The organism is Mesorhizobium carmichaelinearum (assembly GCF_900199455.1).
Taxonomy (GTDB): domain Bacteria; phylum Pseudomonadota; class Alphaproteobacteria; order Rhizobiales; family Rhizobiaceae; genus Mesorhizobium; species Mesorhizobium carmichaelinearum.
Map to the genome: position 1 here is coordinate 81042 of NZ_FZQR01000011.1, position 26453 is coordinate 107494.

At 63.6% G+C, this 26453-nt stretch carries 27 protein-coding genes and 1 riboswitch; of the genes, 12 read left to right on the forward strand and 15 right to left on the reverse strand.

What is annotated here, in order from left to right; genetic code table 11:
* The first annotated feature begins 4 nt into the window (after nt 1-4).
* Genes CKW40_RS24220 through CKW40_RS24235 form a run of 4 tightly spaced genes read left to right on the forward strand, consistent with a single transcriptional unit; the run spans nt 5 to nt 3379 of the window.
* Nucleotides 5-1345, forward strand: a complete 1341-nt coding sequence (locus CKW40_RS24220; protein ID WP_095202378.1) for a phosphatase PAP2/dual specificity phosphatase family protein — start codon at nt 5-7, stop codon at nt 1343-1345.
* A complete protein-coding gene (locus tag CKW40_RS24225) occupies nt 1342-1785 on the forward strand; it encodes a hypothetical protein (protein WP_095202379.1) in 444 nt (147 codons plus the stop codon). Before CKW40_RS24220 ends, CKW40_RS24225 begins: the two co-directional genes overlap by 4 nt.
* Nucleotides 1782-2444 (forward strand): lysophospholipid acyltransferase family protein, encoded by a 663-nt coding sequence (locus tag CKW40_RS24230; protein WP_095202380.1) that lies wholly within the window; start codon nt 1782-1784, stop codon nt 2442-2444. Before CKW40_RS24225 ends, CKW40_RS24230 begins: the two co-directional genes overlap by 4 nt.
* Nucleotides 2444-3379: a phosphatidate cytidylyltransferase gene (locus CKW40_RS24235; protein WP_095202381.1), complete on the forward strand. Its 936-nt coding sequence runs from the start codon at nt 2444-2446 to the stop codon at nt 3377-3379. Before CKW40_RS24230 ends, CKW40_RS24235 begins: the two co-directional genes overlap by 1 nt.
* A gap of 105 nt (nt 3380-3484) precedes the next feature.
* On the opposite strand, the gene CKW40_RS24240 is transcribed toward CKW40_RS24235, so the two are convergent.
* The 9 genes from CKW40_RS24240 to CKW40_RS43880 form a co-directional block, all read right to left on the reverse strand.
* Nucleotides 3485-4534 carry a FecCD family ABC transporter permease gene (locus CKW40_RS24240; RefSeq protein ID WP_179298091.1) on the reverse strand — a complete coding sequence of 350 codons (1050 nt, stop codon included), beginning with the start codon at nt 4532-4534 and terminating at the stop codon, nt 3485-3487.
* The gene (locus tag CKW40_RS24245) at nt 4534-5481 is read right to left on the reverse strand and encodes an ABC transporter substrate-binding protein (RefSeq protein WP_095202383.1); all 948 of its coding nucleotides are present in this window, start codon (nt 5479-5481) and stop codon (nt 4534-4536) included. Before CKW40_RS24245 ends, CKW40_RS24240 begins: the two co-directional genes overlap by 1 nt.
* A gap of 47 nt (nt 5482-5528) precedes the next feature.
* A complete protein-coding gene (locus CKW40_RS24250; RefSeq protein WP_095202384.1) occupies nt 5529-6317 on the reverse strand; it encodes an ABC transporter ATP-binding protein in 789 nt (262 codons plus the stop codon).
* Nucleotides 6314-6769, reverse strand: a complete 456-nt coding sequence (locus CKW40_RS24255) for a DUF1636 family protein (RefSeq protein WP_244571270.1) — start codon at nt 6767-6769, stop codon at nt 6314-6316. Before CKW40_RS24255 ends, CKW40_RS24250 begins: the two co-directional genes overlap by 4 nt.
* 22 nt (nt 6770-6791) lie before the next feature.
* Nucleotides 6792-6997: riboswitch (cobalamin riboswitch) on the reverse strand.
* 257 nt (nt 6998-7254) lie between these two features.
* Nucleotides 7255-8244, reverse strand: coding sequence for a substrate-binding domain-containing protein (locus CKW40_RS24260; RefSeq protein ID WP_095202385.1), 990 nt, complete (start codon nt 8242-8244; stop codon nt 7255-7257).
* Nucleotides 8245-8313: 69 nt separating this feature from the next.
* Nucleotides 8314-9363, reverse strand: a complete 1050-nt coding sequence (locus CKW40_RS24265; RefSeq protein ID WP_095202386.1) for an ABC transporter permease — start codon at nt 9361-9363, stop codon at nt 8314-8316.
* Nucleotides 9363-10880, reverse strand: coding sequence for a sugar ABC transporter ATP-binding protein (locus CKW40_RS24270; RefSeq protein ID WP_095202387.1), 1518 nt, complete (start codon nt 10878-10880; stop codon nt 9363-9365). Before CKW40_RS24270 ends, CKW40_RS24265 begins: the two co-directional genes overlap by 1 nt.
* A gap of 22 nt (nt 10881-10902) precedes the next feature.
* On the reverse strand, nt 10903-11895 hold the full coding sequence (locus tag CKW40_RS24275) for a LacI family DNA-binding transcriptional regulator (RefSeq protein ID WP_244571271.1): 993 nt from the start codon (nt 11893-11895) through the stop codon (nt 10903-10905).
* Nucleotides 11888-12070, reverse strand: a complete 183-nt coding sequence (locus CKW40_RS43880; protein ID WP_179298087.1) for a hypothetical protein — start codon at nt 12068-12070, stop codon at nt 11888-11890. The genes CKW40_RS24275 and CKW40_RS43880 overlap by 8 nt, the downstream gene beginning before the upstream one ends.
* A gap of 54 nt (nt 12071-12124) precedes the next feature.
* Here CKW40_RS43880 and CKW40_RS24280 point away from each other — a divergent pair, with 54 nt between their 5' ends.
* The gene (locus CKW40_RS24280) at nt 12125-12958 is read left to right on the forward strand and encodes an AraC family transcriptional regulator (protein WP_095202555.1); all 834 of its coding nucleotides are present in this window, start codon (nt 12125-12127) and stop codon (nt 12956-12958) included.
* Between the two features lie 52 nt (nt 12959-13010).
* Here CKW40_RS24280 and CKW40_RS24285 read toward each other — a convergent pair whose 3' ends face one another.
* The 5 genes from CKW40_RS24285 to CKW40_RS24305 all read right to left on the reverse strand — a co-directional run bounded on the left by CKW40_RS24285 (nt 13011) and on the right by CKW40_RS24305 (nt 18230).
* Nucleotides 13011-13325 (reverse strand): antibiotic biosynthesis monooxygenase family protein, encoded by a 315-nt coding sequence (locus CKW40_RS24285; protein WP_095202389.1) that lies wholly within the window; start codon nt 13323-13325, stop codon nt 13011-13013.
* 257 nt (nt 13326-13582) lie between these two features.
* A complete protein-coding gene (locus CKW40_RS24290) occupies nt 13583-14533 on the reverse strand; it encodes a bifunctional helix-turn-helix transcriptional regulator/GNAT family N-acetyltransferase (protein ID WP_095202390.1) in 951 nt (316 codons plus the stop codon).
* A 60-nt stretch (nt 14534-14593) separates the two neighbouring features.
* Nucleotides 14594-15739 (reverse strand): DSD1 family PLP-dependent enzyme, encoded by a 1146-nt coding sequence (locus CKW40_RS24295; protein WP_095202391.1) that lies wholly within the window; start codon nt 15737-15739, stop codon nt 14594-14596.
* Nucleotides 15736-17037, reverse strand: coding sequence for a D-arabinono-1,4-lactone oxidase (locus CKW40_RS24300; RefSeq protein WP_095202556.1), 1302 nt, complete (start codon nt 17035-17037; stop codon nt 15736-15738). The genes CKW40_RS24295 and CKW40_RS24300 overlap by 4 nt, the downstream gene beginning before the upstream one ends.
* Before the next feature lie 5 nt (nt 17038-17042).
* Nucleotides 17043-18230, reverse strand: coding sequence for an MFS transporter (locus CKW40_RS24305; protein ID WP_095202392.1), 1188 nt, complete (start codon nt 18228-18230; stop codon nt 17043-17045).
* Nucleotides 18231-18354: 124 nt separating this feature from the next.
* Here CKW40_RS24305 and CKW40_RS24310 point away from each other — a divergent pair, with 124 nt between their 5' ends.
* Nucleotides 18355-18981 carry a TetR/AcrR family transcriptional regulator gene (locus CKW40_RS24310; RefSeq protein WP_095202393.1) on the forward strand — a complete coding sequence of 209 codons (627 nt, stop codon included), beginning with the start codon at nt 18355-18357 and terminating at the stop codon, nt 18979-18981.
* A gap of 31 nt (nt 18982-19012) precedes the next feature.
* Here the strand turns inward: CKW40_RS24310 and CKW40_RS24315 are convergent, their stop codons facing one another.
* A complete protein-coding gene (locus CKW40_RS24315) occupies nt 19013-19864 on the reverse strand; it encodes a hypothetical protein (protein WP_095202394.1) in 852 nt (283 codons plus the stop codon).
* An 86-nt stretch (nt 19865-19950) separates the two neighbouring features.
* Between CKW40_RS24315 and CKW40_RS24320 the strand changes: the two genes are divergently transcribed.
* The 6 genes from CKW40_RS24320 to CKW40_RS24345 all read left to right on the forward strand — a co-directional run bounded on the left by CKW40_RS24320 (nt 19951) and on the right by CKW40_RS24345 (nt 26451).
* Complete coding sequence (locus CKW40_RS24320) at nt 19951-20745, forward strand: class I SAM-dependent methyltransferase (RefSeq protein ID WP_095202395.1); 795 nt, start codon at nt 19951-19953, stop codon at nt 20743-20745.
* Between the two features lie 307 nt (nt 20746-21052).
* Nucleotides 21053-21349: a co-chaperone GroES gene (gene groES, locus CKW40_RS24325; RefSeq protein ID WP_010915433.1), complete on the forward strand. Its 297-nt coding sequence runs from the start codon at nt 21053-21055 to the stop codon at nt 21347-21349.
* A 62-nt stretch (nt 21350-21411) separates the two neighbouring features.
* Nucleotides 21412-23067, forward strand: a complete 1656-nt coding sequence (gene groL / locus CKW40_RS24330; RefSeq protein ID WP_091577362.1) for a chaperonin GroEL — start codon at nt 21412-21414, stop codon at nt 23065-23067.
* Between the two features lie 272 nt (nt 23068-23339).
* Nucleotides 23340-25412: a TadE/TadG family type IV pilus assembly protein gene (locus CKW40_RS24335; RefSeq protein ID WP_095202396.1), complete on the forward strand. Its 2073-nt coding sequence runs from the start codon at nt 23340-23342 to the stop codon at nt 25410-25412.
* Nucleotides 25409-26014 carry a TadE/TadG family type IV pilus assembly protein gene (locus CKW40_RS24340; protein WP_244571272.1) on the forward strand — a complete coding sequence of 202 codons (606 nt, stop codon included), beginning with the start codon at nt 25409-25411 and terminating at the stop codon, nt 26012-26014. Before CKW40_RS24335 ends, CKW40_RS24340 begins: the two co-directional genes overlap by 4 nt.
* Nucleotides 26011-26451, forward strand: coding sequence for a TadE/TadG family type IV pilus assembly protein (locus tag CKW40_RS24345; protein WP_095202397.1), 441 nt, complete (start codon nt 26011-26013; stop codon nt 26449-26451). The genes CKW40_RS24340 and CKW40_RS24345 overlap by 4 nt, the downstream gene beginning before the upstream one ends.
* Nucleotides 26452-26453 lie beyond the last annotated feature (2 nt).

The window sequence follows — 26453 nt, forward strand, 5'->3', positions numbered from 1 at the left end:
AGGCATGCCGACTGACCCTGAAGCTTCGCAATCCGCAGCCACAATAGCCGCCGAACCCTACAGCCGGGTGGTCGTCAGGGCAGCGTTGTGGCTGGCGTTCCTGGCGCCGTTCTTCTACCTGACCTATGGCTTCGCCAACTGGCTGGCGTCGCGGCGCGACGATGTCGGCAGCATCGTGTTCTCCTGGGAACACAATATCCCGTTCGTCGCCTGGACGATCGTGCCCTACTGGTCGATCAATCTGTTCTACGGCCTGTCGCTGCTGCTCAACGACAACCGGCAAGGGGTCGACCGCCTGGCCGGCCGCTTTCTCACCGCGCAAATCGTCGCCGTCACTTGCTTCATCCTGTTCCCGCTGACCGCGACATTCGTGCGGCCGCAAACGACCGGCCTGCCGGGTTTCATGTTTGCCGTGCTTGGCGGTTTCGACAAGCCGTTCAATCAGGCACCCTCGCTGCACATCGCTCTGCTGGTGATCATCTGGGACCATTGGCGCCACCGCCTCGGTGGCTTTCTGCTGCCGCTCTGGCATGGCTGGTGCTTCCTGATCGGCGCCTCGGTGCTGACGACCTGGCAGCATCATTTCATCGACATCCCGACCGGCGCGCTGCTCGGCTTCTTCGCGCTGTGGCTGTTTCCGCGCAGTGGCGAATTGCCGTTTTCGGGCACCCGGCTGACCAGCGACGCGAAAGCCCGCCGGCTGGCGCTCTTCTATGCGCTGGGCGCCATCGTTGCGCTGGCCGGCGCCGCGCTCGGCGCATTCTTTTTCGCTGTCGCGCTCGTCCTGCTTTGGCCGGCTTTGGCGCTGGCCATCGTCGCCTTCGCCTATGCCGGAGCCGGCGCCAAGGTGTTCCAGAAATCCGCGGATGGCAGCATCACGCTGGCAAGCCGCATCTTGCTCCTGCCCTACCGCCTCGGCGCCAGGACAAATATTTGGGCCTGGACACGTCATCTTTCGCCCCAGGTCGCGGTGGCCGACGGCGTCTTTCTCGGGCGCTTTCCCACAGCAAGCGAGGCCAACAGCTTCGGCACGGTCATCGACCTCGCCGCCGAACTTGGAAGACCGGCGGGAGCGACGTGCCGCTGGATCAGCTTGCCGATGGTCGACCTGTTGCCGCCGCCTGTGATGACACAGCAGCAGGCAGCCGACGCGCTGGAGAGTGCGCGACGCCACGGCACTGTGCTTGTCTGCTGCGCGCTGGGCTTCCAGCGCAGTGCCGGCGTTGTCGCCGAATGGCTGGTGGCGACCGGCAGGGCCAAGACACTGGCCCTGGCTCGCGAGATGCTGACGACCGCCGGCCGGCCGGTCCATCTTGCCGAGGCCACGGAACGGGCGGCGTCATGACCGGCAATGCCTATCAGGAAAGCACCGATCGCTTCGCCGGCATGCTGATGCGGCAGGCCGCCTGGCCGGCCGCATTCGTGGTGGCCGCGAACATCCTTGCGCCGCTGGCCGCTTCGGCGCGCGGCGCCTTCGAGACCTTGCACGCGGCGCTCGCGCTATCGCTCGCCGCGGCGAGCGCGGTCGCCGTGCTGGCGCTGTCTGCATTGCTGGCATTCGACGCGCTGCTGTTCCGGCTGATGGCCAGCCATGACGACGAGACTTCCGGTGGTGCCGCGGTGGATGACATATTGGCGCGCATGCGCTTGAAACCGCTGCCGCCCTTCACACGTCCGCTCGACGAGCGCATGGCCGGCACGCGCCGGTTGCTCACCAGGCAACGCATAGCCTTTGGCCTGTTCGTTGTGATGCTTTTCGCAGCGGGATTTTGGGCGCCGCGATGAGCAAGATTGCATTAAAGACCTTCACCCTGCTGCAGACGGTAACCTCCGTTGGCCTCTCGGCGCTGGCCTGGGTGGTGACTGGGGTGCGTCCGATCTGGAACGGCAGCCAGCCGTCGGACCGGCAGCGCATCTATTTCGCCAACCACACCAGCCATGGCGACTTCATCCTCTTGTCGGCGTGCCTCAGCGAAAAGGAGCGCGCGATCACCCATGCCGTGGCAGCCGGCGAGTATTGGGGAAAATCGCGGCTGCGCCGCTTTATCGCCGAGGACATGCTGTCGTCCGTGCTCATCAACCGGCAATGGACGAAGCCCGAGGAAAACCCGATCGAGATCATGCTGTCGGTCCTCGACCAGGGCCACTCGCTGATCCTGTTTCCCGAAGGCACCCGCAACATGACCGAGGAGCCGCTGCTGGCCTTCCGCTCCGGGCTCTACAATTTGTCGATGGCGCGGCCGGAGGTCGAGCTGATCCCATGCTGGATCGAGAACATGTCGCGCGTGCTGCCCAAGGGCCAGTTCCTGCCGGTGCCTCTCTTGTGCCGCGTCGTCTTCGGCGCGCCGGTGACGGTCGCCCCAGGCGAAGAACGGCGCGCCTTTCTCGACCGTGCCCACGCCACGCTTCTGGCGCTCAACCCGCGTCCCGAACGAGACGATTGATGCGCCACGACATCTCGATCCTGATCATCGGCCTGCTGGTGGTGCTGACGACTGCCAGCATCGTCGCCGCCATACTGTCGGCGCGCGCGCCGAAGCCGCTCAGTTCGACGCTGGTCAATCTCACCCAGCGCATCAACGCCTGGTGGGTGATGGTGGCGCTGATGACGGTCGCCTTCTTTTTCGGCCGCTACGGGCTGACCATCCTGTTCGCGCTGATCTCGTTTGCGTCGCTGCGCGAATTCGTGACGCTGACGCACACGCGCCGCAGCGACCATTGGGTGCTGCTTGGCATGTTCGGCATCATCATCCCGTTTCAGTACTGGCTGGTGTGGACCGCCTGGTACGGCCTCTTCGTCATCTTCATTCCGGTCTATTGCTTCCTGCTGATGCCGGCCATCACCGCGTTGCATGGCGACACCGAGCGCTTTCTCGAGCGGATCGCCGCGCAGCAATGGGCTGTCATGATCTCGGTCTATTGCGTCAGCCATGTTCCAGCGCTGCTGACGCTCGACGTGCCGGGCTTCGAAGGCCGCAACCTGTTGCTGATCGCCTTCCTGATCATCGTCGTGCAAGGCAGCGACGTGCTGCAATACATCTTCGGCAAGCTGTTCGGAAAACACCGTTTCTCGCCAACCGTATCGCCGTCGAAAACCTGGGAAGGCCTGATCGGCGGACTGGTGTCGGCGAGCCTGCTCGGCGCGCTTCTGTCGTTCGTGACGCCGTTCTCGCCGCTGCAGGCGGCTTGTGTCGCCTTCGTCGCCTGTTCGATGGGTTTTCTAGGCGGGTTGGTCGCCTCGGCCATCAAGCGCGACCAGGGCGTCAAGGACTGGGGCCATCTCATCGAAGGCCATGGCGGCATGATGGACCGTACCGACAGCCTGATCTTCGCCGCCCCGATCTTCTTTCACATCGTGCGCTATTTCTGGACGGTCTGAACCGGGAAACTCTGGCCTCTTTGTTTTAACGCGATTCCCTAGGGAAAGCGCTACGCGCTTTCCCGGGAAAACCGCTTCACACTTTTTCTGGAATTGCTCTTGCGATCAGAGCCGGTTGCGGACAACCAGCGTGACGACGAAGAAGGCAGCGAGCGAGCTGGTGATGATGCCGATGGGCAGTTCCTGCGGCGGCAGCAGGGTTCGCGCCAGAAGGTCGCTGGCCAGCAACAGCACCGCGCCGAATAGCGCGCAGCTGGCGATCAGGCGCAGATGCAAGGGACCGGCCAGCGGCCTCGACAGGTGCGGGATCATCAGCCCGACAAAGCCGATGACACCGGCGACCGAGACGAGAATCGCCGTCGAGAAGGCGGCGATGAGGAACGTCGTCCGGCGCATACGCACCACCGGCACGCCAAGGCTTTCTGCGGCACTTTCACCGGCCAGGAAGGCGTCCAGCCTGCGGTGGTTCCACAGCCCGTAAACCGCAATAGTGCCGGCCCCCAAGGCACCCAGCCAGACATTGTCCCAGCGCGCCAGCCCGAGCCCGCCCATCGTCCAGAACAGCACCGAATGGGCGGCGCGCTGGTCGCCGGCAAAGACCAGATAGTTGGTCAGGGCGGTGAACAGGAAGGAGACGGCAAGGCCGGCGAGGATCAGCCGTTCCGGCCCCTGCCCCCGCACCCGCGCGACCAGCAGCAGGACAATGCCGGCGGCCAGTATGCCGCCGGTGAAGGCGGCGACCGACAAGGTCCAGATGCCAAAACTGTCGCCGAACACGGTGATGACGGAAACCGCACCGGCAGCGGCTCCCGACGACAGACCGAACAGGAAGGGATCGGCAAGATCGTTACGGGTCACCGTCTGCAGCAAGGCGCCTGTTATGCCGAGGCCGCCGCCGACACAGATTGCCAGGATCGTGCGTGGCAGCCTGAGATCGACGACGATCTTGCCGACCGGACCCGACACCTGGTGCCCGTTCAACCCGACGGCATGGCCAAGCGAGGCGATGACGTCGGTCAGCGGGATCAGTGTCGATCCATAGGCGATCGACATGAGCACGAGGGCGACGACCGCCACCGTGCCCGCTGCCATGGCCAGCGCAAATCCCTTGTGCCCTGAAAGCGCGCCGGATTTATGCCCCGGGGCAAGAAGCATCAGAACGCTTCCGGATGCATCGCCTTGGCGATCTTGGCGATCGCTTCGATGTTTGCCGGCCCGGGCGTCAATTCGGCATAGCGCAGCGCCACGAAGCGCTCGTTCTTGACCGCGTCCGTCTCCTTCATTGCCGGATGCGCTTTGAGGAAATCGAGCAGTTTCTTGTAGCCGCCGCCATCTTGGTAATCGAGCAGGATAAGGAATTGCGGATTGCGCGACGCCACCGTTTCCCAGTCAGTATTGCCCCAGCTGGTGTCCATGTCGGCCATGATGTTGTCGCCGCCGGCCGCCGTGATCATGGCGCTCGGGATGGCGAATTTTCCGGCGGTGAACGGCTTGTCCTCCCCGGAATCGTAGAGGAAGACCCGCGTCCCCTTGGCGCTGCCGACCTTGGCGGTGATATCAGCCAATTGCGCCTTCCAGCCGGAGACGAGCTTTTCCGCATCGGCCTCCTTGCCAAAAATCTTGCCCAGCTTTTCGACGTCGCCATACAGAAGATCCATCGAGGCGGCGGGCCTGGTCTTGTCGAGATGGACGCAGCTTTCGCTCAGCACCAGCGTCTTGATGCCGTGCGGGGCGAGCGTGTCGGGCGTCACGTCGCCGCCCGGCTTCATGCCATAGTACCAGCCGGCGAAGAAGAAATCGGGCTCGACCGCGACGAGGTTTTCGAGCGTCGGATATTTTGGCGCCAGTTCCGGAATGGAACCCTGCTCGGCCTTGAATTCCGGACCGACCTTGTACCATCCGGTGATGCCGGTCAGGCCGACGATCGACGGCTGCAGCTTCAGCGCGAAGGCCATCTCGGCCATGTTGAGATCGTGGATGACGGCGCGCTTGGGCGGCGCGTCGAAGGTCAGAGGCTTGCCGCAGCTGTCGACGGTGACCGGGAAGGCGAAGGCCGTCGAGGCCAGCAGCGAGAAGACAAGCGACAAGACGAGACGTTTCACGGATTTTGCTCCTTGATTGAACAGTATCGGATGAAGGATAGGTTTGATCAGGACAGCGGCGCGGCACGGTTCGGAACATCGAACACGGTCAGTTCCCGGTCCTCGGTGGGATGGCGCAGGCGAAATACGTCGACGCCGAAAATCTCGCGGATCAGTTTTTGGGTCAGCGCCTCGCGCGGCGCGGCCAGCGCATGCAGCCGCGCTTCGTGCATCACCGCGACCCTGGTGGCGAAGGGCGCCACCAGAGCCAGATCGTGCAGCACCGCGATCACCGTCATGCCGAAGCCGGACACGAGTTCGAGCAGTTCGCCACGGGCGCGCGGGTCGAGATGATTGGTCGGCTCGTCGAGGAACAGCACTTTCGGTTGCTGCGCGATGGCGCGCGCCAGCTGGGCGCGCTGGCGTTCGCCGCCCGACAGCGAGCCGATGCTGCGGCCAAGCAGCGGCAACAGGCCGGTCCGGCGCAACGCGTCGACGACAATGTCGCGTTCCTCGCTCCTGCGCCTCAGTCCGGCATGCGGGACGCGGCCGAGCTCGACATAGTCGATCACCGCCAGCCGCGGGTCCGGCTGGTCGGTCTGGCCGACGACGGCGATGTGCAGGGCCCGCTCGGCGGTCGAGATCCTGTCCAGGCGCCGCCCGCCAAGCTTCACCTCGCCCGCAGTTGGCCTGAGCATGCCCGACAGCATGCGCAGCAGCGTGGTCTTGCCGGCGCCATTGGGGCCGATAATGGCAACGCGATCGCCTTTGGCCACCGACAGGCTGACGGCGTGGACCAGGTCGCGGCCATTCGCCATCGCGCAGAGGTCGTGCGCTTCGAGAAGCGGCATTGTCATCGGCTGTCACCCGCAAACTTGGCCGGGCCGGGGATACGGGCCAGCGTCTTGCCCGCCAGTCGCGGCGGACGTTGTCCGGAATTGCACCAGCCGTCAGCGAGCGAGGCGTATAGCCTTGCAAATCGCACGAGATCACCGGCGTCGATGGAGCCGAAAAGATAGGAAGCCTTGCCCGGCGCCTGGAAGGCCACCGTCAGCGGCCGCGCGCAGCCCGCCATGCACTCGACGCCTTCGATCGTGAAGCCATGCGCCACGGCGGGTTCATGATGGGCCGAGAGCCGGGAGCGCAAATCGGCGCACAGGCTTTCGCCCGACCTGATGCCGGTCGGGACGTCACGGCAAAGCGTGCACACGATGATGCGATGATCGATGGAGCCGTCCAACTTTCCGTCACTTTCCAAAACTGGCGACGGAAGGATGTTGGCGAGCCGGCCGACAAGACCGACGTCCACGTTTCCTCCCGGCACACCCCGTCCGGTCAACTCAGTGATGGCAGGTCTCCTGGCTCGCGGGTCTCGGCGCAATCCTGCCTTCCCAGCCTTGCCGGCCAGTGGCATTTCGGATCTTGCTCACCGCTTACAGTTGCGGGGGCAGCCACGGTCTCGACCTTTGAGGGTCTCACCGTGTTCCCTTTTCACCCCTTGCCTTTCGGCGCGGGGACCATCACCGGGCAATCGTAGTTTTGCCCCGGACGCATCGCAACGATTCTTTTCGACTGGTCCTGTCACCATCGTGGCACCAGCAGCCTGCGACCTCGTCAGAGAAGGCGCATACAACATCTCCGTCTGTTATGTAATAACAGAACTGTTAAAGACATATCCTCTGTCGCTGTCAATCCTTTGCCACCACCCTTCGAGTGCCGGAGAAGGTTGCGAACGTAGACAGGGCGGGTTCGCGTGAACCCGCCCTGGATCGGATGGTCTACAGGCAGACGGGCTTACTTCCCCGCCAGCTGCTTGGCGTTCTCCGGCGTGATCGCGGTCGTGTCGACGGTGACCGTCGTATCCACCGAAGTAGCGCAATCGAGCAGGATCTTCTTCGACATCTCGATCGCTTCCTTGGCGCCCGTCGGATAGGTGAAGGTCGCCGCCCAGTCGCCCTTGGCCACCGCCTCGATGCCGCCTGCCGGGCCTGGCAAGCCGTCGGTACCGATGATCTTGACCTGCTTGCCTGCGCCCTTGGCGGCAAGCAACGCGCCGGCCGCCATCATGTCGTTCGAGGCGTAGAGCACCTTGATATCGGGATGCGCCTGGAGCATGGCCGAGAAGGCGGTCTGGGCTTTGTCCGGCACCCAGTCGGCGGCCTGCTCGGCCACGACCTGGATCTTGGCATTCTCCTTGACGCCGTCCTTGAAGCCGTTCAGCCGCTCCACTGCCGGCGTCGAGCTCGGCAAGCCTTCCAGCACCGCCGCCTCGCCGCCGTCCGGCAGCAAGGTCTTGGCGGTGTATTTTCCGGCTTCGAGCGCGATCTTGTAATTGTCGCCGCCGATGAAGGCAGTGTAGTCCTTGCCGGGATCGCCGACCGTCTTGCGGTCGAGCTCGATGACAGGGATGCCGGCATCCATGGCGCGCTTCACTGCCGGCGTCAGCGGTGCCGCCTCGAAGGGCGAGATCAGCAGCAGATCGACTTTCTGGGTGATGAAGTTGTCGACCTGCGAGGTCTGCGTGTTGACGTTGCCGGCGCCGTCGGCGATCTGCAGCGTAAAGCCCGGTACTTCCTTGGCCGCCGCCGTCAGCTCGTCATTGACATGCTGGCGGTAGGGCTCGGCATTGTTCGCCTGCGAAAAGCCGATGATGAACTGGCCGTCCTTGGCGCAGGCCTTGACCAACGGTTCGGCAGCCTGGGCGGCTCCCGCAATGCACAGGCCAGCGCCTGCCAGAAGCATGGCGTGAAGCGCGCGCCTCGTTCCTTGTCTTATGGTTTTCATACTCACTCTCCTCCTCGTCGGGCCGGGGGCCAGACCTTGGTTTGACTTCAACTTGCTGCCGCTTTCCTCCTAACGACCCAAACCCTCGCGGCGGCGAACGAGGGATTGAAGCACTGCGGCCAGCACGATGATCGCGGCGGTCGCGAGCAACTGCATGGCGGGCGTGATGTTGTTGAGCTGCAGGATATTGGCGAGCGCGCCCAGCATGATGGTGCCGGCGACGGTGCCCACCATCGAGCCGGCGCCGCCGAACAGGCTGGTGCCACCGATGACCACGGCGGCGATCGCGGTGAGTTCGTAGCCCATGCCGTCATTGGCGCTGCCGAAATTGAACTGGCCGGCATGCACGATGCCGGCAAGAGCGGCGGCAAAGCCGGTGATGGCATAGACCGAGATCTTCACCATCGAGACAGGCACGCCGGAAATGCGCGCCGCGCGCTCATTGCCGCCGACGGCAAAGACATAGCGGCCGAAGCGCGTGGTGTTGAGCACGATCGTCGCGATCGCGGCAAAGACGATGAAGACGATGGTGGCGACCGGCACGGTGTTGTTGAACAGCCGCTCGCCGAGGATCGCAAACACCGGCGGTGCCAGGCCCGGCCCGTCGCCATAGGAAATGTTGATGTATTGGTTGCCCGACACGACCAGCGCCAGGCCGCGCGCCGCCTGCAGGCCGGCGAGCGTGACGATGAACGGCTCCAGCCGGAACCGGGTGGAGATGGTGCCCTGGATCGCGCCAAAGACGATGCCCATGACGAGCACCGCGAGGATGGTGGGAATGAGCCCGAAACCGCCCGAGATCATCATCGATGCCGTGACGACGCTGGACAGGCCGAGCACCGCGCCAACCGACAGGTCGATGCCGGCGGTGATGATGACGAAGGTCATGCCGATGGCGATGATGCCGGTCTCCGACACGGCGCGCACGATGTTGGCGATGTTGTCGGGGTCGAGGAACAGTATCTGGCCATGCCGGCGCGGTGAGAAGATGATGCCGCCGATCGCCACCACGACCAGGCCGATCAGGCTCTGGAAGCGCACCACCAAAGCGAGCGGATCGCGATGCACCGGTGCCGCGGCCACCGGACCGCTTGCCTCCGAGATCTTCTGTTCAGACATCAGGCCTCCCTGCCATTTGCCGCGTCAAGCACCGTGTGCTCGTCGACGCCGCCGATGAATTCCGCCACGTTGCGCCCTTCGCGCAGCACGACGATCCGGTCGCACAGACCGATCAGCTCCGGCATCTCGCTGGAGGCGACCAGGATGCCGAGCCCTTGCGCCGCCAACTGCCTGAGCCGCGCGTAGATTTCGCCCTTGGCACCGACGTCGACGCCGCGAGTCGGCTCGTCGAGCAGCAACAGCCGGGGATTGCCGAGGATCTCCTTGGCCAGCACCACCTTCTGCTGGTTGCCGCCGGACAGCGCGCCGACAGCGATGTCGGGATTCTTCGGCCTGATATCGAACTGGCCAAAGGACTGCTTCACCGCATCCGCCTGGCGGCGCGACGACATCAGGCCGAAGGGTGAGATGCGGCGGATGACCGACATGACCAGGTTGAGGCCCACCGCCATTCTCAGCATCAGCCCGCTGCCGCGCCGGTCGTCGGTGACGAAGGCGATGCCGGCGTCGCGCGCGGCCTTGATGGAATCGAGTTTCACCGACCGGCCATCGATGGCGACCTCGCCTTCCCAGCGGCCGGACAGGCCGGTGCCGTAGAGCGCGCTGAGCAGCTCGGTGCGCCCTGCCCCCATGATCCCGGCCAGCCCGACGATCTCGCCGGCCTTGACGTCGAGCGAGACGCCAGCCGGCGGCTGCCAACCAGCGCTTTCATGGGCGAGCCTGAAGCGCGCATCGCGCAGGCTGAGCAACGTATTGCCGGCCGCCCTTGACCGTTCGGGATAAAGCTCGTCCAGCGGCCGCCCGACCAAAAGCCGGACCAGCTCGGCCTGTGGGGCGTGCGGCTCGGTGACGCCGGCGACGCGGCCGTCGCGCATGACCGTCACCCGGTCGGCGATCTGCGGCACCTCTTCCAGGCGATGCGAGATGTAGACGATGCCGACGCCGCTGGCGGCGAGCTTGCGCATGATGTCGAACAGCCGGTCGACCTCACCCACCGTGAGCGCCGCCGTCGGCTCGTCCATGATGAGCACGCGCGAGGCGTAGGACAGCGCCTTGACAATCGCCACGACCTGGCGCTGGCCGATCGACAGGTTCGCCACCATGCTGGCCGGGTCGATGGCCAACTCGATGGCTTCGAGCCGCCTACGAGCCTCGCTACGCATCGCCGGCACGTCGAGGAAGCCGCCAGGCCGCATCAATTCGCGGCCGAGGAACAAGTTGGCCGCCACGTCGAGCGTCGGCACGAGGTCGAGCTCCTGGAAAATGGTGGCGATACCGGCCGCCTGCGCCTCGCGCGGATTGTTGAAGGCGACCGGCTTGCCGTCGATGTGGATGGTACCTTCATCGGGCGTGTAGACACCCGACAACAGGTTCATCAGCGTGGATTTGCCGGCGCCGTTCTCGCCGAGCAGCGCATGGATCTCGCCGGCCTTCAAGTCGAAGTCGACACCGCGCAGCGCCTGAACGCCGCCGAAGCGTTTGACAGCACCGGTAACGGAAAGCAGCGGCGCGCTCATGCTGACCTCATGGGGGCTGACCTCATGGGGCCGGCCTCGCGCAGGACTCTCGGACCTGCAGCACCGCCTGCAGCCGTACTGCCTGCGGCTCCAGGCCGGTCGATGCGATGCGGGCGCACAGCAAGGCTGCCGCCTGCCGTCCGATCTCGGTGCAGGGCTGCGCGACCAGCGTCAGCCGCGGCTCGAAGCAATCAGCCCATTCGAAGTCGTCGAAGCCGGCGAGCGAGAGGTCTCCCGGTATTGAGAGGCCGCGTTCTCGAATCGCCCGCACCGCTCCGATCGTCGTCATGTTGTTGCCCGTGACCAGTGCGGTGGGCGGCGACGGCAGGGACAGGATCGCATGGGTCGATGCCGTCGCGCTCGCCGTGTCGACATTATCCGGCGAAACATAGTGCGGCAGGCATTCAAGTCCATTGGCGGCCAGCGAGGCGCGAAAGGCCTCGATGCGTTCGCGCGTCGTCGCCAGGCCCGGCTGGCCGGCGATATAGCCGATGCGCTTGTGGCCGAAGGCGGCGACATGATCGATCAGCGCGCGCATCGACGACTGGTTCTCGACGCCGATCTGGTCGAAGCGCTCGTCGGCGAAACGGTCGATGAGCACGCAAGGCAGTTTCTTCTCGGCCAGGTAGTCGATGGCCCGCTGCGGCGCGCCCGACGGCGCCAGGATAACGCCGTCGACCCGCCGCTGGTGGAAGGCGCGCACCACCGAAAGCTCGCGGTCAGGGTCTTCCTGCGTGTCGGACAGGAACACCATGAGGCCGAGGCGCGCGCATTCGGCCTCCACTGCGCAGATGATATCGGTGAAATAGGGGTTGGAAATCGCCGAGATCGCCAGGCCGACGCTGTTGGTCGAGGCCACTTTCAGCGACCGCGCCAGCTCGTTGGGCTGATAGCCCATCGCGGCGATTGCATCATTGATGAGCCGCGCCTTCTCCGGCGAGACAAAGCGGGTGCGATTGATGACATGCGAGACTGTCGAAACCGACACGCCAGCGCGGCGCGCGACCTCAGCCATTGTCGGCATGGCGGCACAAACGGAGTGCTGGCAAGCGCTCCTCCCTGATGATGCGTTCCAGTCCGCTCTCATTGGCTTTGGCGGATTTTGATGAAGCATAGTGCCATCGAAACGTTTGCGCAATCGCTTCGATGGCTTTCCCGGCCAAATCTAGGTGCTGCGCAATTTCGATCAAACTGGCGGCGTGGCGAGGTGGCAATATGATCCGGCCGATGCGAGAAGGAGAGCCATGAACCCGACCGAGAAAGCACTGTGGTTTGTCGAAAGCCATCTGCCGGAGGCGATCAGTCTTGACGACGTCGCGGCGAGCAGCGGCGTGTCGCGCTTTCATGTGACGCGCGCCTTCGGCGCCGCCACCGGCCGGTCGGTCATGGGCTACGCGCGGGCGCGCCGGCTGACCGAGGCGGCGCGCAGATTGGCCGGCGGGGCGCCCGACATCCTCTCGGTGGCGCTCGATGCCGGCTACAACTCGCATGAGGCTTTCACCCGGGCCTTCCGCGACCAGTTCGGCACGACGCCGGAATTGGTGCGTGCGCAGGGCTCGACCAAAACCCTCGACCTCGTGGAGCCGATCCTGATGGACCAGTCCTTTCTTGCCAACCTCGAACCACCACGCTTCGAGACCAGCCGGCCATTCCTGATCGCCGGGCTCGGCGAGCGCTACAGCTGCGAGACCAGTGCTGCCATTCCGATGCAATGGCAGCGCTTCGGCCCTTACATCGGCAACATTCCGGGCGAGACCGGCGACGTTGCCTATGGCGTCTGCGTGAATGGCGACGACGCCGGCAATTTCGATTACATCGCCGGTGTCGAGGTCTCAGACTTCTCCGACCTTCCCAGGGAATTCAGCCGCGTGCGCATACCGGCGCAGAAATATGCGGTGTTCGCGCATCGCGAACACATCTCGACCATCCGCCGCACCGTCAACACGATCTGGAACAAATGGCTGCCGGCCTCGGGGCACGAAATAGCGGACGCGCCGGAATTCGAACGCTATGGCCCGGAGTTCGATCCGCGCAGCGGCAATGGCGGGCTGGAGATCTGGATACCGGTCAAGTCATAGATATCGAGCAACCGTCCCTTGGCATGGGCCAAGAGACGGTCCGCCGCTCCGCCTATTCCACGGTGCAGGCGACCTCATAGAGGCCGGGATGGGCCTGGCCCAAGGCCTGGTTGCGATCGAGAAAACCGTTGCTGCGCAAATGCTCGAAGACCTGCCGCATGGCCGCATGGTCGTGCGCCTGGGCGTAATTGACGACACGCGTGCCGTCGAGACTTCGGTGCAGGCTGGCGGACATCCAGCCGGGAATGCCGCGGCAACTCATTGCCGCCTCGTGCAGCAGGTCGATCAGCGCCTGCTGTCCGCCTTCGGGCACGGTGAAGACATTGATCTGGGTGATGACGCCGGTCTCGGCGCGAATGATGGGCATTCTCTCTTCTCCTTCGTTGGCGCCTGGCAAACGAAGGAACGCCGATCCGCGAAAACCCCGAACGCCAAGCCGGGCGTAAAAGCACGCCGTGGGCTTGCCGTGGGTTCCCATATTGCATGGGAACGGAGCTTCCAGCCGGTGGAAGGGAGCGGGCTTACCGTTTGCCGCTCCAGGGTCCTTTTCGACCCGTGTTCCATAGCATCGGCGCGAGCCGCCAACAACCGCGCATCATGGCAACGGATGTCGGACAGGCTTCGCTAAAGGTCGAGATCCCAGGTCTGGCCGACCAGATCCTTGCCGAAGGAATGGTGAGGCTCTTCCTCGATCAGTTTGAAACCAGCCACCTGGTAGATGTGCCGGGCGGCGGTCAGGATGTCGTTGGTCCACAAGGTCAGCGACTTGTAACCCTTGGCGCGGGCAAAGCCGATGCATTCTTCGACCAGCCGCTTGCCGATGCCGAGGCCGCGCGCCGAAGGTTCGACATAGAGCAGGCGCAGCTTGGCCACCTCGGGCGATTTGCGCACGACGAAGACCGAGCCGACGACCTCGCCATCGCGCTCGGCGATCCAGCTGCGTTCCCATTTCGGATCGAAGGATTTGACGAACGCCGCGAGGATTTCAGCGACCAGCGCCTCGTAAGTTTCGTCCCAGCCATAGTCCTGCGTGTAGAGCATCCCTTGCCGGCGGGTGATCCAACCGATGTCGCCGACCTGCAGCGGTCGCAATAGATAAGGGATCCTTGGCTCGGCGCTTTCGCCCAGCAGAGCCTGGACCGTGCGCATGGATTTCACCAGCCGGTCCTGCTCCGACGCAGGCAGCCGGTCGAGCAAGGCCGCGACCTGGTCGTGCGAATCCCTGTTCAGCGGCGCGAAGGCATTCCTGCCCGCCTGGGTCAGCGCAATCGACGATTGCCTGGCGTCCGAAACCAGCGTCGATCTCGAGATCAGGTGAAGGCGTTCGAACTTTTTCAGCAGACGGCTGACATAGCCGGCATCGAGACCGAGATCGCGTCCAAGGTCGGTCGCGATCAGACCGTCGCGATGCGCCAGCTCGTAGAGCACGCGCGCCTCGGTCAGCGAGAAGGCGCTTTTGAGCAGCCCTTCGTCGAGCAGACCGATCTGGCGGGTGTAGAAGCGGTTGAAGGCCCGCACCGCATCGATCAGCTGCTTGTTGGGCGCATCGTTGTTGGGCTGATGATGAATCGTCATGAGTATCTCCTGCCCTCGCAGGATCAACCATTTACTTGACTGAGTCAATTATCGGCATGATCACATTATCGACAACACCGGCCAGCGATCAACGATCCGGCCGCCGGAAAGCACCGCGATCGGCCCGAATTGCTGCAGCACGGCCTCGCTTTGCGTCGGCCGCAGGAACGCGTAATCGCCGGGCCTGGCAGTGGCATCGGCCTGCAAGCCCATGAATTGCTGGTTGGATGAGAGACCGAGCAAACCGTTCGTCTTCATGCCCAGGGGAAAGACCGGTTCGGCCATCCATTTGCCGCCATAGAGGTAGCAGCCCTTGCGTGGAAACCGGCCGAGCGCCTGCAGCAGGCGCGAAACGGCCAGCGGACCCGGCAGCATCGGTTCTACAACCTTCAGGATCGGCGTCGCGATGAAGGCCGCCGGCTGGAAACCTTCGAGACCAGCTGTGTCGAAATCGCTGGGCAGCACGAAGGCCGACCCCATCGACACTTCATTGGCAGCGCCGCCGTGATGGAGCAGCGCGGTCTTGCTGCCGCCAATGTTGAGAATGCTCCGCTGGTCGGCGCCGAGACGCGCAACGAAAGCGGCGGCTCGTTCCGAGGCCTGCGCCAACGCGTTGGCCGGGCCACCGAACAGGCTAGGAATATGCGGCGCATGCGCCTCATAGGCCATGACGCCTGCGCAGCGCAGCCCTTTGTGCGCCGGCAGCGCACTCAATGCCTTAGACAAGGCCTCGGGGCTGGCAAACCCACCACGATGCAGCCCGACGTCGATCTCGAAGGCGATGCGCAGTTCGATGCCGAGCTCGGCTGCCAGCGCGCCATATTCAGCCAGCCTCTCCTGCGTATCGATCAGCCACCAGACACGCGACCAGGCCACATCGCCTCTGGAAAGCACCGCCCTTGCCGCGCCAACCGGCATCGGCTTGCCGTAGAGCAGATCCGCATCCGGAAACGCCTCCAGCACCGCCGCGCTGATCGGCGGATGGAAGGTCATGAAGCGATCCGTGCCGAGCGCCTTGCCGATATGCGCAAGCAGTGGCAGGCAAGCGAGCGACTTGTCGACCAACCGCACGGCAAGGCCCGGATCAAGCCTCTCCTTCACCAGGGCAATGTTGCTATCCAGCCGATCGCGGTCGAGCAGCAGGCAAGGTTGAAAGATGCAGGCTTGCTTCAGCGCCTCCGAGAGCGTGGCGAAATAGGCGCTCATCGTTCGATGCCAAAAGGACTGGGCTCGATGCCGAACAGCCCAGCCATATAGGGCGATACGAAGCGGTTTTGCGGATCGATGTCGCGGCGCACCGCCATGGCATCGTCCCAGCGCGGATATAGCTTCTTGAAGTCCGCCGCCTTCAGGCTGTGCATCTTGCCCCAATGCGGCCTGCCGCCATATCTGCGGAAAATCGGCTCGGCCGCCTGCATGAAGGGAAGCGGATCACTCGCGGCATCATGATGGATGGCGATCGAGCAGGTCGGCCTGTTGTAGAAGGGCGAGAGCCAGAACTGATCGGCCGCGACGCTGCGCACCTCCATCGGGAAATAGACTTCGGGAAAGTGCTTTTCGGTCAGCTCGATGATTTCGGCCAGCGCCTTCGGCCCCTCCTCGAACGGAAGGTGGTATTCCATCTCGTTGAATTTGGTCTGCCGGTCGCTGGCATAGACGTTGAGCCAGTCCTGCACATAGTCCTCGGACGGCACTTTCGCGACCGCGCCGAGGATCAGCCGGCGACGCAGCGACGGCAGCCAGGCAAGTCCGGTGCGCAACCGGCGCAGTGTGCGCAAAGAGCCCTCATCATCCTCGGTCGGGCGCGCGGTGGTCGCCTCGGTGCTGAAGTCGCTGGCGATGAACTGCGCATAGCCGGAAAACGGGATGTAGTAGAATTCGGCCGAGCGATGCGCGGTCATCATCTTTTCGAAGTCGCGCAGCATGTCGGCGATCGGCAGCACCCATTTGCGGCGGCGCAGCCGGTAGGTCGCAATGTTGTTCAGCGTCACTTCGCTCAAGACGCCAAACGCACCGAGCGCGACGCCGATGGCGTGGATCGTGTCCTGGTCCCCTACCCTAGTGAAGTCGCGAACCTTGCCAAGCCCATCAACGATCTGCACGGTCTCCAATTGCGTGTGATAGGCGCCGAGCGTCGGTCCCGAGCCATGGGTAGCGGTTCCCAGCGCACCGCCAATCGCCTGGCGGTCGATGTCGCCCATGTTGGGCAGGCCTTGGCCGATGCCTTGCAGGATGTGCATCAGCGAACCGAGCCGCGTCCCTGCCCGTACGCGCGCCTGATGCTTTGCAGCGTCATGCGAAACCAGCCCCTCCAGCTTTTCCAGAGACAGGATCGTGCCCTCGGATTTCACCAGCGGTGTGAAGGAATGACCGGCGCCGACGACGCGTATCGGGCCGGGCGCGGTGCGAATGAGATCGCCGAGTTCGCCGGCATCGGCGGGACTGGCGATCAGCTGCGGCTCGGCGGTGACATAGCCGGACCAGTTGCTCCAGATGTTCGACATGGCGCTCACGCAACAACCCGGCGACGTCGCGCCACGAAGACAAACAGGCCAAGCAGCGCCACGCTGGCCAGGGCACTGCCGGCGGCGAATTCCGGCACCGGGCGAAAATCCTTGCCGTCGATGAGCAGCGACGCGGCAACCGGCCCGATCGCCAGGCCGAAGAGCTGCGCGGCCGGCACCAGCAGCACGGCCGTACGTGTCTCATCCGCGGTGATCGCCAGCCGGATCTGGTAGGGCACGATGAACAGGAGGATAAAACCCATGATCAGGGCGGCGACCCAGAATGTCGTAAGGCCAGGTCCGCTGGCGAGAACCAGCGAACACAAAAGCGCCACCACGCCGATCACCACAATGGCAATGCGATAATCGATACGCGCCTCGAACACGGTCGCCGTCATCGCGCCCAGGACCTGCACCGCGAGGCTGGCCGAGACGATCAACCCGACGGTGCGGCCATCGATGCCGAATTGCGCGCCAAGCGGCTCAAGAAAGGCCCAGACGGAGCCGAAGAACATGAAGTAGCAGAAGACGCACAGCAGCGCGGTGATCGAAGGAACCGTCAGCACATTGGCCAGGTTCTCGTCCTTCGGCAGATCGGCGTAGTCAGCGGGGACAATGAAGGCGACCACGAGCGACAGGACGCAGACGACCGCGAGAATGAGGAAGCCGCCGGCCGATCCGGCGGCGGGGATGACATAGAGCGCCAAGAGCAGGGCAAGCGCGCATTGCGCCAAGGTCTGCATGGTGACGAAAAAGCCACCGATGCGTTCGGCGCGCCGCGAACGGGCGATCAATTCGGTGGCGACCGCGACCAGGCCGCCTTCGGCAAGGCCGGCCAAAGCGCGTGCCGCCATGAGCGTATTGGCGCCGGCGGCATAGGCCGTCCAGACATTCGCCAGCGCCAGCAGGGCGAGGAGGATCGCACTTTTCCGGCGCATGTTGCGGGCCGACAGCAGCATCGCCACAACAGCCGAACCGATCGCAATGGCGATCATCTCGGCGGTGGCGACCAACGCCAGCTCATCGCCGCTGACATGGCCCTCGGTGTAGAGAGCACCGAGCAGGACGGGCTGGAGTCCCAGAATGAGCAGGCCGACCGAGCCGATCCACAGGGCCGAGGCAAGCTGCCCGCCGGTCGGATTGCCGACCAGCCAGTCGCCGTCGCCCACATCACCGGCACTTGTCGAAGTCAAAGCCGCCTCCCAACGTCCTTGCCGCACGGCAAAAAAGCTGACACTCTGTCAGTATTTCGGAAACTGATACTTGATCATATTTTTTGTCAACCAGAATTTGGCAATTCGTGCGAAAGACCGGTGCATGACGGAAGCAAGGCGCACAGCGACCGAACCGAGGCGCCAGCCCAAGCAGGAGCGCAGCCGCGAGCGCATCGACGCCATCCTGTCGACGACCATGCGGCTGATCGGCGAGAAAGGCATCGATGCCGTCACCATGAAGGAGGTCGGGATGCTGGCGGGCGGGCCGATCGCCACCGTCTATCACTACTTCCCCAACAAATCGGCGATCCTGGCAATGCTCTATGAGCGGTTCTCGGAGGTCAGCCGCGCGCGATTGACTGCGATCATCGCCGATGTCCGCGAAGCCAAGGACGTCATCGTTGCGGCCGACCGGCTGCTTGACGACTATCTCAGCCGCGTTGCCGGCGATCCGGCCATCCAGGATCTGCAGAACGCCATCCAGGCCGACAAGGCGCTCAAGAATCTCGACATCGCCGAAACCCGCCATCAGGCCAAGATGTTCTGCGACCATGTCATCACCTTGCTCGAGCCGGGCAAACACGAGCAGTTCGAACGCATTGTTCTTTTGATCTTCCAGCTCGCCGGTGGCGTGGTGCGCCTGGCGCTTGCGGAGGGCGAAGCGGAAAGCCGCCGGACCATCGAGGATTACCGGTCGATCATCCACACCCAATTGCGGCTGTTTCTGTAGGCCGGCGCAATGACGATCGGTCCGTTGTGACCTATCTCGCCCGGCGGATAAGGCCTTCGAAGCCGTCGGCCAACTCGGCAGCGCCGGCCGCGAACATTTTCACCAGGTTCTGGGGACGGCCGGGGGTCTTGTTGGCGTCGAGCAGGATGGCCCTGCCCTCATGCATGACGAAATCGAATTTCCCATAGTCGAAGCCGAGCTCACGCCGCCGCTGGCGCATTTCGTCGGGTACCGGGACGGGCTCACGCCGGATCGTTTCCGACGCCTTGACCAGGCTGTTTGGCGAGACGTAGCGGGTGCAACGCTCGCGGTCTCCGCAAAACACCCAGAAACGCGCGGCAAAGCCGTCGGGTTCTCTTTCGGGAATGAATTTTTCCACGACCAGATCATCATTCTCGAAGACGCCATCCGGAACCTCGCCAAGAGATCCATAGACCTGATAGGGCCGCAGGGTAGGCAGAAGCGGAAAAGGCGGCGGTTTGCCCGCACGCTTCGATCGCCGGTTGAGGAGTGTCTCTGGAATGCCCTGATTGTTGAGGTTGCTTTTGACGATGACCGGGCCTTGCCAGGCGTCGACTTCCGATAGCAGAGCCCCGCTGATCCGCCGTTTGGAGATGTCGGCCGCCCCGACATTGAGGCAGAACGGAAAACACTTGGCATAGTCGACATAGTCCGCGGGCGTCACTGTCGCATCGACATGCAGAACCGCGATATCGGCATCCTGTGTCTTTGCCGGACCCTGTTGAATCCGGACCGAATGGCCACGCCTTTTCAATTCCTCCAGAACATCGAAAAGCAGATAGGGGCTGCCCCTGCGCAACATCAGGTTGCGCTTGCCCAGGAACCGGTCATGCTCATGCGTTATGACGACTATGCGCGACACGGCTTTCCCCTTGGCTTCAATGCCCGCTTCTATTAAGCGGCTCTAATCGATCGATGCCAGACTTTCCTGGGCTCCAACGGGTTTGAATGACAAATCATTGGGATAACTATCATCGGCACTGGAAGCTTCTGGACGCACCGCTGCGGCCGACCGCGGAAACTGTCGGCATATTCGATCGCGAACTTGATCTCGGAAATGCCGATGTCCTTCTGCTCGGCGTGACGCCTGAACTGGCTGTCCTGGGCAGGTCGATGTTGGCGATCGATCAATCGGCAACCATGATTTCCGGCGTATGGGCCGGCGACAACGCCTCGCGAAAGGCGATGGCGGGAAACTGGCTCAGCCTCCCCCTGCAGCGGGCAAGCTTCGACGCGATCATCGGCGACGGATGCCTCTCGGCGGTCGATTCCAAGGCCGCACGCAATTTGCTGTTCGGCGAAATCGCAAGGGTGCTGAAGCCCGGCAGGCGTGCGGCGATCCGCGTTTTTGCACGGCCGGAAACGGCGGATGACCTGCACAGCATCGAAGCTCTGGTTACGGCCGGCGGCGTCGAGAATTTTCACGCACTCAAATGGCGCATCGCGATGGCGTGCACGAGCGACGACTGCGATTCCACAATCAAGGTGCGAACGATCCGCGACACCTTCGACAGCCTGTTCCCCGACCGCGTAGCCCTTGCTGCAAGGACAGGATGGAGCATGACCTCGATCAACACGGTCGACGTTTATGCCGGCTCCGACATAAGCTACAGCTTCGCGACGCTGGCCATGCTGATCGACGAGGCGAGCGGATGGTTCGGCGACGTGCGCGTCGTGCCGAGCGGCTCTTATCCCCTGGCGGAACGCTGCCCCCTACTGGTGCTTGGATCTCCTAATGCTTGAACTTGAAACTCGTGAGATCGGGCTGCCTCTGAGACATTGACTTCCGATTGACAGGGCAGCATTCGGGCTGCGTTCGAGCGGCAAGCCTTATTTTGCGCGATCGCACGGCTGTACGAGAAAAATTTCCCGCGATTGCCCCGTCCCGCGCGCCTTGACTCTCTGAGGTCGGCGGCCTATTTCAGCGCCACGTTAGCACTCGCCCTCGGTGAGTGCTAACCACAGCTCCGGCGCCGCCGGGCGTTGTAGGTTGTCCGGTTTCGCCGGACGGAGGAACTGTTTCTCACCGTTCTCATTCGAGGAAGAAAAAATGGCAAAGTCGAAGTTCCGCCCGCTTCATGACCGCGTGGTCGTTCGCCGGGTCGAATCCGAATCCAAGACCGCCGGCGGGATCATCATCCCGGATACGGCGAAGGAAAAGCCGCAGGAAGGCGAGATCATCGCCGTCGGCTCCGGCGCCCGCGACGAAAGCGGCAAGCTGGTCCCCCTGGACGTCAAGGCTGGCGACCGCATCCTGTTCGGCAAGTGGTCGGGCACCGAAGTCAAGCTCAATGGCGAAGACCTTCTGATCATGAAGGAATCCGACATTATGGGCATCATCGGCTGATCATCGGCCTCACCGTCAACTGAATTCCGGGCTTACCCCAAGCCCCTGCCAGGAGCTTAAAAATGGCTGCTAAAGACGTAAAATTCTCCCGTGATGCCCGCGAGCGCATGCTGCGCGGCGTCAACATCCTCGCCGACGCGGTGAAGGTGACCCTCGGCCCCAAGGGCCGCAACGTCGTCATCGACAAGTCGTTCGGCGCCCCGCGCATCACCAAGGACGGCGTCACCGTCGCCAAGGAAATCGAGCTTGAGGACAAGTTCGAGAACATGGGCGCGCAGATGGTCCGCGAAGTTGCTTCGAAGACCAACGACATCGCCGGCGACGGCACCACGACCGCGACCGTTCTGGCGCAGTCGATCGTCCAGGAAGGCCACAAGGCGGTTGCCGCCGGCATGAACCCGATGGACCTGAAGCGCGGTATCGACCTCGCCGTCACCGAAGTCGTCGCGGCGCTCGGCAAGGCTGCCAAGAAGATCAAGACCTCCGAGGAAGTTGCCCAGGTCGGCACCATCTCGGCCAATGGCGACGAGTCGGTCGGCAAGATGATCGCGGAAGCGATGCAGAAGGTCGGCAACGAAGGCGTCATCACCGTTGAGGAAGCCAAGACCGCCGAGACCGAACTCGAAGTCGTCGAAGGCATGCAGTTCGACCGCGGCTACCTCTCGCCCTACTTCGTCACCAACGCCGACAAGATGGTTGCCGAGCTCGAGGACGTCTACATCCTGCTCCACGAGAAGAAGCTCTCCAACCTCCAGGCCATGCTGCCGGTTCTCGAAGCCGTCGTGCAGACCTCGAAGCCGCTGCTCATCATCTCGGAAGACGTCGAAGGCGAGGCCCTGGCCACGCTGGTTGTCAACAAGCTGCGTGGTGGCCTGAAGATCGCCGCCGTCAAGGCTCCGGGCTTCGGTGATCGCCGCAAGGCCATGCTGGAAGACATCGCCATCCTCACCGGTGGCCAGGTCATCTCGGAAGACCTCGGCATCAAGCTCGAGAACGTCGGCCTCAACATGCTCGGCCGCGCCAAGAAGGTGTCGATCTCCAAGGAGAACACCACCATCGTCGACGGCGCCGGCAAGAAGGCCGAGATCCAGGGCCGCGTTGCCCAGATCAAGCAGCAGATCGAAGAGACCACTTCGGACTACGACAAGGAGAAGCTGCAGGAACGTCTGGCGAAGCTCGCCGGCGGCGTTGCGGTGATCCGCGTCGGCGGTGCGACGGAAGTCGAAGTCAAGGAAAAGAAGGACCGCGTCGATGACGCCCTCAACGCGACCCGCGCGGCCGTGGAAGAAGGCATCGTTGCAGGCGGTGGCGTGGCCCTGCTGCGCGCTTCGGCCAACATCAAGGCCACCGGCGCCAATGCCGACCAGGCCGCTGGCATCAACATCGTGCGTCGCGCACTGCAGGCTCCGGCCCGTCAGATCGCCTCGAACGCCGGTGCGGAAGCTTCGATCGTTGCCGGCAAGATCCTTGAGAACAAGGGCGCGACCTTCGGCTACAACGCCCAGACCGGCGAATATGGCGACATGATCGCCATGGGTATCGTCGATCCGGTCAAGGTTGTGCGCACGGCTCTCCAGGACGCGGCCTCGGTCGCCGGCCTGCTCGTCACCACCGAAGCCATGATCGCGGAGGCTCCGAAGAAGGAGTCGGCTGGCGGCGGCATGCCTGGCGGCATGGGCGGCGGCGGCATGGGCGGCATGGGTGGCATGGACTTCTAATCCACGCTTCCATCAGCTTCAGATACGGAAAGGGCGCCGAAAGGCGCCCTTTTTGTTGTGCCTTTGCTGATATGCCACGAGGGTGGAGTGATCTCGCCTTTTTGGCACTGCCTCGTTCTTGTGCAGTTTTCTTAGCAAAATCAGCGACTTCGATTACGCCTTGGCGGCGCCGCGCAAATTTGTCGGACAATATTTTTTAACACATTCACGATTACTAAAGAGCTGGAGCACGGCGAGGTTGCTCCAACGTGTGGCGTGTCGGGTAACCATCGATGCAATTTTTCCGGCGATTTTTTCAGAGCCGCGACGGCAACGTGCTGATCATCTCGGCACTGGTGATGCCGGTCCTGATCGGCATGGCCGCCCTGGTGACCGAATATGGCGCTGGGCTGGTCGAGCGGGCCGACAATCAGCGCGTAGCCGACCTGTCGGCCTATGCCGGCGCCCTCGCCTACAATGTCAACAAGTCCACCGACCAGATGACTGCCACCGCCGTTAGCGTCGCGGTGCTCAACGGCGTCCCCGCCGCCAATGTCCAGGTCAGCCTGGTTGCCTCCCCGAAAACGACCGGCGTCAACGCCGTCTCTGTGTCGATCAATACTTACAGGACCCTGTTCCTGGCGCGCGTGCTCAACGATCGTCAGCAATTGCAGATCTATGCCAATTCGGTGGCCGAGGTGGGCGCGCAGCCGCAGACGCCGGGATGCATGCTTGCGCTCGACGGCACACAGACCGGGATAACGCTGAGCGGCGGCACTTCGATCTCGGCGCCGAAATGCACCGTCTCTTCCAACAACACGGTGACCGTCCCCTGCGGCACCAGCATTTCGGCGCTCGGCGTCAATTACAATTCCGCCGCGGCCCCGAGCCAGCCGTGCAACGGCATTACCGGGCCAAGCGGAGCAACCGCGGTGATTACCAAGAAGTCGACCCCCGACCCGCTGGCCGGCAACGCCGCGGTCACCGCCGCCGTGGCCCGGTTTTCAACCGTAGCCGCACTGTCGGCAACGACAGCACCCAGCGCGCCGACCACCCCGGCAGGTACCAACATCGACTTTGCCTACAATCCGAGCTCGACGCAGAGCCAGGCGGTAACCTTGGGATGCACGGCGTCCGTCAGCGGCAGCACATGGACGCTCGACTGCGGCAGCAAGAGCGTCGTCAACATAGGCACCTTGACAATCGGCGGCGGCATCAACCTCAACTTCGCCACCACGGGTGCAGCGACGACCACTTATAATTTCGCCGGCGATCTCACGACCAGCGCCACGACGAACTTCGGACCCGGCATCTATAACTTCGCCAAGACCCTGACCACTGCGGGAACCACCACTTTTGGTGCCGGCACCTACAATTTCGGCAAGCAGGTGACCACCGCCGGAACCACCACCTTCGGCGCCGGCACATTCAACTTCACCAAGGGACTGACCACCGGCGGCGGCTCCACGACGACGTTCGGAGCCGGCACCTTCAAGATCGGCCGCAGCGACACCGCCTGCAGCGGCTCGGGGCAGGTCAGCATCTGCAACACCTCCGCCTTGACCTTTGGCGGGCCGAGCACGTTCGAGCTCCCCGGCGGCTACACCAACACCGGCGGTTCGACACTCACCTTCGGCTCGGGCACGACCAATTCCTACAAGATCGGCCCCGGTAGCGATGGCAACGCCATCACGCTGGGCGGCGGTTCAACGACGATCATGTCCGATGCGACGGGCGCCAACAGCGTTTTCCAGGTCGTCGGCAATGTGAATGGCGGCGGTGGCGGCAGTTGCTTTGTGGTGCCGACCGCAGCACAGCACGACATCTCCGGCAACTTCATCGGCTCCGGCGCCATCCTGCTTGGCGCCGGCGTCTACACCGTGGACGGCTATTTCGCGCTTGGCGGCAATGGCGGCGGCAGCGCCAACTGCAATGGCAGCACGATCAGCGTCAGCGGCACCAATGTGACGCTTGTGCTGTCAGGCAAGGCCAAATCCAGTTCGGGAAGTTGCAACGGCTATGTCTTCTGTGTGGCCGCCGGCTACAGCAACATCGTGCTCACCGCACCGCAGTCGGGAGCAACGGCGAAGCTGGCAGTGATCGGTCCGACAGCGACCACGAACACCGGTGGCGCCACATTCGCCGAAGGCGGCGCCAACGCCCAGATATCGGGCGCATTCTACTTTCCCTACGGCCCGATCATCATGAATGGCGGCTCGAGCGTGCTGGGATCGAAAACCGATGCGAGCAAGTGCCTGCAGATGATCGGCTCACGCATCACGCTGTCGGGCGGCACCGCGGCCGCATCGGAATGCATCGCCGCCTCGAGCACCACTGGCAGCAGCAAGGTGAGCCTCGTGCAATGAGAAAGCCGTCACGCCTCTGCCGAGGCCTGCCTGCCAGCGGACGTTCCTCGCTGATCGACTTCCTGCGGCACCAGAAAACAGGCGTGTCGGCGGTGGAGTTCGCTTTGGTCAGCCCCGTGCTGCTGCTCATCCTGGCCGGAACCGTCGACATCGGCGGCGCGCTGAAGGCCAAATTCGAACTGAGCTCGGCGGTCTCGGCCGGTTCCAACTATGCGCTGCTCAATGGCGACAAGGTCAATTCCTCCGGCGGCAGCACGCTGGCCGGCAACATTGCGACGGTGGTCACCAGCGGCCTGAGCGGCAATGGCGGCAGCATTCAGGTCGTCATCAACAACGGTGCGTCGCTTGCGTACAACGCCACCACATCCGCGGCCACTCAAACCGGCACAGCCGCCAATGCCGACCTCTGTTATTGCCCAGGCAGTTCCGGGGCTGTGGCCTGGAGCACCCCGGTGACGTGTGGCAGCATCTGCAGTGCCGGCGGCATCGCAGGAAAATTCGTGACGATCACGGCCAGCAAGCCGTATACGCCGATTTTCGGCGGCTTCGGCATTGTCAGCAACGGCAACATCACCATCCAGGCGGTGGTGCAACCGCAATGAGCCGTCGCCGATCCTTCCTGCGTGACAGATCCGGCGCCCACGCGGTCGAGTTCGCGCTGCTGTCGGTGCCGCTGCTGATGGTGCTGATGGGCACGTTCGAGTTTGGCCGCATGTACTGGGCCCAGCATGTGCTGAATGAAATCGCCGCGGCAGGCGCGCGTTGCGTCGGCGTGCTGCAAAGTGGATGCACGCAGAACGGCGTCTACAACGCCGCCAGCACAATCAGCTATATCAGCAGCAGGGCGGCGACCGATGGCATTGTGCTCAGCAACGCCAACATCACCGTCAGCAACAACACCACCTGCTCGGGCCTGTCCGGCTTTTCGAGCGTCCAGGTTTCCTACACATTCGCGACCGTGCTGCCGGCCTTCCTGACGTCGCTGGCGAATGGCCCGAACCTCAGCGCCAGCGCATGCTTCCCGAACCAGGGGGCCTGACT

Coding starts and splice junctions, on each gene's coding strand:
- CKW40_RS24220 (WP_095202378.1), top strand. CDS start 5: ATGCCGACTGACCCTGAAGCTTCGCAATCCGCAGCCACAATAGCCGCC.
- CKW40_RS24225 (WP_095202379.1), top strand. CDS start 1,342: ATGACCGGCAATGCCTATCAGGAAAGCACCGATCGCTTCGCCGGCATG.
- CKW40_RS24230 (WP_095202380.1), top strand. CDS start 1,782: ATGAGCAAGATTGCATTAAAGACCTTCACCCTGCTGCAGACGGTAACC.
- CKW40_RS24235 (WP_095202381.1), top strand. CDS start 2,444: ATGCGCCACGACATCTCGATCCTGATCATCGGCCTGCTGGTGGTGCTG.
- CKW40_RS24240 (WP_179298091.1), bottom strand. CDS start 4,534: ATGCTTCTTGCCCCGGGGCATAAATCCGGCGCGCTTTCAGGGCACAAG.
- CKW40_RS24250 (WP_095202384.1), bottom strand. CDS start 6,317: ATGACAATGCCGCTTCTCGAAGCGCACGACCTCTGCGCGATGGCGAAT.
- CKW40_RS24260 (WP_095202385.1), bottom strand. CDS start 8,244: ATGAAAACCATAAGACAAGGAACGAGGCGCGCGCTTCACGCCATGCTT.
- CKW40_RS24265 (WP_095202386.1), bottom strand. CDS start 9,363: ATGTCTGAACAGAAGATCTCGGAGGCAAGCGGTCCGGTGGCCGCGGCA.
- CKW40_RS24270 (WP_095202387.1), bottom strand. CDS start 10,880: ATGAGCGCGCCGCTGCTTTCCGTTACCGGTGCTGTCAAACGCTTCGGC.
- CKW40_RS24275 (WP_244571271.1), bottom strand. CDS start 11,895: ATGGCTGAGGTCGCGCGCCGCGCTGGCGTGTCGGTTTCGACAGTCTCG.
- CKW40_RS24280 (WP_095202555.1), top strand. CDS start 12,125: ATGAACCCGACCGAGAAAGCACTGTGGTTTGTCGAAAGCCATCTGCCG.
- CKW40_RS24285 (WP_095202389.1), bottom strand. CDS start 13,325: ATGCCCATCATTCGCGCCGAGACCGGCGTCATCACCCAGATCAATGTC.
- CKW40_RS24290 (WP_095202390.1), bottom strand. CDS start 14,533: ATGACGATTCATCATCAGCCCAACAACGATGCGCCCAACAAGCAGCTG.
- CKW40_RS24295 (WP_095202391.1), bottom strand. CDS start 15,739: ATGAGCGCCTATTTCGCCACGCTCTCGGAGGCGCTGAAGCAAGCCTGC.
- CKW40_RS24300 (WP_095202556.1), bottom strand. CDS start 17,037: ATGTCGAACATCTGGAGCAACTGGTCCGGCTATGTCACCGCCGAGCCG.
- CKW40_RS24310 (WP_095202393.1), top strand. CDS start 18,355: ATGACGGAAGCAAGGCGCACAGCGACCGAACCGAGGCGCCAGCCCAAG.
- CKW40_RS24320 (WP_095202395.1), top strand. CDS start 19,951: ATGACAAATCATTGGGATAACTATCATCGGCACTGGAAGCTTCTGGAC.
- groES (WP_010915433.1), top strand. CDS start 21,053: ATGGCAAAGTCGAAGTTCCGCCCGCTTCATGACCGCGTGGTCGTTCGC.
- groL (WP_091577362.1), top strand. CDS start 21,412: ATGGCTGCTAAAGACGTAAAATTCTCCCGTGATGCCCGCGAGCGCATG.
- CKW40_RS24335 (WP_095202396.1), top strand. CDS start 23,340: ATGCAATTTTTCCGGCGATTTTTTCAGAGCCGCGACGGCAACGTGCTG.
- CKW40_RS24340 (WP_244571272.1), top strand. CDS start 25,409: ATGAGAAAGCCGTCACGCCTCTGCCGAGGCCTGCCTGCCAGCGGACGT.
- CKW40_RS24345 (WP_095202397.1), top strand. CDS start 26,011: ATGAGCCGTCGCCGATCCTTCCTGCGTGACAGATCCGGCGCCCACGCG.